Source organism: Methylobacterium sp. WL8, from assembly GCF_008040045.1.
Taxonomy (GTDB): domain Bacteria; phylum Pseudomonadota; class Alphaproteobacteria; order Rhizobiales; family Beijerinckiaceae; genus Methylobacterium; species Methylobacterium cerastii.
This window is the reverse complement of record NZ_VRVF01000143.1, coordinates 1-4,713: the sequence shown is the minus strand read 5'-3', so window position 1 is coordinate 4,713 and position 4,713 is coordinate 1. Positions and strand designations below refer to the sequence as shown.

General features: G+C 61.1%; 4 protein-coding genes and 1 pseudogene. 3 read left to right on the top strand and 2 right to left on the bottom strand.

The features are described from left to right. A pseudogene (locus FV234_RS25190) lies at positions 1-540 on the top strand (glycoside hydrolase family 16 protein); the annotation flags it as partial. A gap of 753 nt (positions 541-1,293) precedes the next feature. Here the strand turns inward: FV234_RS25190 and FV234_RS25185 are convergent. After that, on the bottom strand, positions 1,294-1,995 hold the full coding sequence (locus FV234_RS25185; protein WP_147832359.1) for a response regulator transcription factor CtrA: 702 nt from the start codon (positions 1,993-1,995) through the stop codon (positions 1,294-1,296). Positions 1,996-2,106: 111 nt separating this feature from the next. Here FV234_RS25185 and FV234_RS25180 point away from each other — a divergent pair, with 111 nt between their 5' ends. Together FV234_RS25180 and FV234_RS25175 are read left to right on the top strand one after the other, a co-directional pair. Further along, complete coding sequence (locus tag FV234_RS25180) at positions 2,107-2,601, top strand: MucR family transcriptional regulator (protein ID WP_147832361.1); 495 nt, start codon at positions 2,107-2,109, stop codon at positions 2,599-2,601. A gap of 201 nt (positions 2,602-2,802) precedes the next feature. After that, complete coding sequence (locus FV234_RS25175) at positions 2,803-3,210, top strand: response regulator (RefSeq protein WP_246686306.1); 408 nt, start codon at positions 2,803-2,805, stop codon at positions 3,208-3,210. A gap of 338 nt (positions 3,211-3,548) precedes the next feature. Here the strand turns inward: FV234_RS25175 and FV234_RS25170 are convergent, their stop codons facing one another. Continuing rightward, positions 3,549-4,409 (bottom strand): porin family protein, encoded by an 861-nt coding sequence (locus FV234_RS25170; RefSeq protein WP_147832357.1) that lies wholly within the window; start codon positions 4,407-4,409, stop codon positions 3,549-3,551. Positions 4,410-4,713: the final 304 nt, after the last annotated feature.

The following is a 4,713-nucleotide window of genomic DNA, read 5'->3' as shown; positions in this document are numbered from 1 at the left end:
CCAGTGCCGGCGCAGATGACCATCGATTATATCCGGGCCTATGCGAGCGCGCCGACTGCCTCGGCTCCAACAGACACGTTCCACTTCCGCGACGCGAGCACGGGCGACGACCTCTACACGACGAGCACGAGCGAACGAGACTACATCGCACAGAACCTGCCCTCCTACACCGACGAGGGCGTGGCCTGGATGGCGCCGGCGGCGAGCGCGGATACGATGGACGTGTTCCGCTTCGTCGATACGCGGACGGGCGAACACTTCTATACGGCGAGCACCGCCGAGCGCGACCACATCGACACGATGCTGCCTAGCTTCCATGACGAGGGCGTAGCGTTCCAAGCCTACGCCGATCCGGCGCTGGCTGGGGCCGACGCGCTGACAGTGCAGCGCTTCCTAGACACTGCAACCGGCGAGCACCATTACACCGCGGGCGACGCCGAGACCGTGGCCTTCGAGCAAGCTCACGCGGGCGCAAATTGGCTTCACGAGGGAACTGCCTTCACGGTTCATGCTCCCGTGACCGGCACTTTGGATTTCTAAAATAGATTTGGCATGCTGGATCTTCGCAGACGTCTGAGCCGGCATGGCACATGCTCGTGGTTGTGGTGCCCCAGGCGCCCATGCCGAGCATATGGGAGACTCCGGCACACCTGCTCAGCCCGATTGTCACGGCGTAATCGAACAGCTTCTCGATACCGTGCGCTCCGGCTACGTCGCCATGACGGCAGCCCCTAAACCAGAGGCCGGCGGCTCAATGAGGACCAGATTAGGGTCGAGGAGGGTGAGAGGCGGCAGCACTTCGCTACGATCCCAGCTGATCGCTTGGCGGTTGAGTGAGGCTAACCCGTATCACTCTCCAGCAGGCCAGACGTCAGATCCTGTCCAGTCGTATGGCAGCAGATACACTCGCTGCGGTCCCGTAGGTCAGTTCACCTTTTCATCGACCCTGCGCCCAAGGCGATGAGGTTTACCCTACCAACAGCTACGTACTCGTGCGGGGCAGCAGACTGGAACTCCGGTCTTTCTTTGAGCATGATCCATTGCAACCAAAAGCTGCAAAGGAGGATAACATGATTGTGCTTGCGTTGGCGGCCCTTTTCGGCGGGGTGGCAACAGCTTCTTGGATGGCGGATTACGGCGTCATCGCTGTGGTTTTGACGATGCCCCTCGGGGGAAGTCTGGCCGCGTTGGCTGCCACTATCCCGATGGCAGTCCGCAACCAAGCGACGAGGCGGGAAAGAGAAGCGCTTACCCTGCCCGAGCTAATACGTTGAAGTTAAAGGGGTACGCTGCTTAGCTCGCCAGAGCCCGCATCTCCGGCGCACCCTCACGAAGCACGTAGCCACGGCCCCAGATCGTCTCGATGTAGCTCTTGCCGCCCGATGCGTTGGCGAGCTTCCTGCGCAGCTTGCAGATGAAAACGTCGATGATCTTCAGCTCGGGCTCGTCCATGCCACCGTAGATCTGGTTGAGAAACATTTCTTTGGTGATCGTCGTGCCCTTCCGCAGGGCAAGGAGTTCCAGCAGCTGGTACTCCTTGCCAGTGAGCGGAACCCGCTTCCCGCCGATCTCGACGAGCTTCTGATCGAGATTGACGATCATATCGTCGATTGTGATCATCGCTTCAGCATGGCCTTGGGACCGGCGGACGATCGCCTGGATGCGGGCCACGAGTTCATCTTTGTGAAACGGCTTGGTCAGGTAGTCGTCGGCACCGAAGCCGAGGCCTTTCACCTTGTCCTCAATCGTGCTCAAGCCCGATAGGATCAGGATGGGCGTCTTGATCTTGGCGACGCGAAGGCTGCGCAGAACCTCGTAGCCGGACATATCGGGAAGCGTCAGGTCGAGCAGGATGATGTCGTATTCGTAGAGCTTACCAAGATCAACACCCTCCTCACCGAGGTCGGTGGTGTAGGTCACGAACCGCTCGGATTTCAGCATCAGCTCGATGCTTTGCGCGACAGCCGCATCGTCCTCGACCAGCAAAACACGCATCGTCCAACCTCAGAAAATCTAAAATCTCCTAACGCGAGATCCCTAATAAAAGCTTGACGTTCAATTCCGTTAATCGTTATGCAAAAGGACAAAGAATTTGAAGGTAATAGTATGACTGGCGGCGCGATCCTCGTTTCAGGACGAGATAAATTCGAAATGACGGCCGATCTCGTGTCCGCCTTCGTCTCGAACAACAATGTGCCTGTGGCTGAGCTGCCGGCTCTGATCACCAGCGTGCATGCCGCCTTGGCTGGCCTTGGCAATGAAACCGCAGCCGAGGCCGCCGGTCCTGAGAAGCCGACGCCGGCACAGATCCGCAAGTCGGTCACGCCGGACGCGCTGATTAGCTTCGAGGACGGGAAGTCCTACAAGACGCTGCGCCGCCACCTGACGATGCGTGGCCTGACCGCCGACGGCTACCGGGCAAAGTACGGCCTGCCGGCCGACTATCCGATGACATCGGCCTCTTACTCGGCACAGCGGTCCGCGCTTGCCCATTCCTTTGGCCTTGGTCAGATGCGCCGGAAAGCGGTTCCTGAAGGCGTAGAAGCGCCTGAGGCAGCTCCGAAGGCCCGCGGCCGCAAGAAGGTCGCCGAGCCGGCCTGAAGGCCGCTCAACGGCCCGCTTCGGCACACCGCGGCCCTCGTCGCGGTGACGCGGCTCTAACCAAGTGCCGCCATCCTGCATCCGGGCCAAGTTGCGTATCGGCCCAGCTGGTGAGATCCGGGGTTCCCCCGCCGCGTGAGCAGATCGCGGCGGGGCCGAACCGCTTTGGGAGATGTTGTGACACCGCCACGATCGCTACCCGTGCTCGTCGTGGACGATGTGCCCCTGATTCGCGCCGTGGTGCGCGCCACGCTCGAACAGGTCGGGCTCACCGACGTGCACGAGGCACCTGACGGCAGCGCCGCGCTCGCGATGATGAACCAGCGCCGTTACGGCCTCGTCATCGCGGACTGGAACATGCTTCCGATGACCGGCTACGAGCTGCTGCGCGAGGTTCGAGACGATCCGCAACTTCGCGAGACGCCGTTCATCATCATGACGACGAAGGAGCAGGCGCACTGCTTCATCGCCGCGCGGCGGGCAGGGGTGAACGCCTGCCTCGTCAAGCCGTTCATGCCAGCAGCCTTGCGTGAAACGGTCGAGCAGGTCTGGTCCATGAACCCGACGCCTGCCGCAGGGTCTCGCGAAGCTGCAGCTGTGCTGTTGTAGCTGATAGTCCCCTGCGGCCTGTAATCGGGTCGGCTGGTTGGACCGAGCAGCAACGCAGCGATGATCGGGGACAACGCACAGAAACCATCAAATACTATATTTGCCTATTGCGTGCGATCTCATATCAGATAGGATAGAAAAGGTTCCATTCTATCTAAGATAAAACAACTCAAGCGCGCCCTTACCGGCGCGCTTTTTTTCGTTCCACCTGAGCTTTGATCCGATGGGTTCGCCATACAACGAACGCCCCAGGAGGGTTGCTCTTGAGGCGTTGCTTGACCTAGCGGCCATTCTGATCGGGCTGGGGATGCTCAAGCCAACGGAATGGCTTAGCAGTCCTAGTAGGTACCGAACTTGTAGTTGATGCCGGCGCGGGCGAGGCTGCCCTCGGTCGAGATGCGCGACACGTAGCCGAGGCCCGGTCCACCGGTCGTGCCGACGAACAGGTTGCGGCTGCCGAGGTCGTAGCGGATGTACTCGCCCTTGATCGTCACGGCGCTGGCGCGGAAGAAGTTCAGGAACGACTCCGCCGGCAGCGCGTACTCGATGCCGCCGCCGTAGGCGTAGCCTGTCTCCATGCTGGAGCGGCGGGCAGCGTAGGTGATCGGCGCGCCAGTCTGGAAAGTGACGGCCTGGGTCACGTCGCCGTAGGCGAAACCGCCGGTGCCGTACACGAACACCCGGTCGAAGGCATAGCCGATGCGGCCGCGCACGGTGCCGAGGTAGTTCAGCTCGGTGCGGTAGCTGTTGATCAGGACGTTCGGGTTGAAGGCGGTGTTGGTGGTGTTCTGGACCTGGTTGCGGCTCAGGTCGGTGTACTGCGCGTCGGCCTCGACGCCAACGACGATGCCGGAGCCCGGCGTGAACTGGAAGTTGTAGCCGATCTGGCCGCCGCCGCTGAAGCCTTCGGTCGCCATGTTGACGGCTGGACGGCGGAGGTTGCGGTCCACGTTGAGCTGAAGGTTGGCCGGCGCGGTCGGGGTACCGACGGCGCCGAGGTTGTTCAACCCAGTGGTGCGGATCGTATCATTCTCGGTGAAGGCATAGCCCGCGTTCACGCCGACATAGAACCCAGTCCAGGTGAACACCGGCACCGGCGTGAATACCGGCGGCGGAGCGCGACGCGGAAGGTCTGCGGCACCTGCGGCGGCAGCAAGGGTCACCGAAGCGACGGCGGCGAGGGCGACGGACTTCAGCACGGGCGGCATCCGGGGTTGGTGACGAGTATGACCCAACCAGTAGCCTTGGATTGATTGTCTGCGATATGACCTAATAGCAACACTGGAACGAAGACTATTTCTCAATGTACAAACAACTCTTTGGGTTCGCACTTACGTTTCATCAGATAAAATCATCCGTCAGGTAAGCGTTTTTTTCTAGGACGGCAGAATTGGCTGTTGGGCCTGTTGTTCGAGGGCGGTGAGGTAGGCGTCGGGATCGCGGCGGAAGCGGGTTCGTGCGGTCCGCGCCTGCCTGCGGATGTCGAGGGATCGGCGCAGGGCC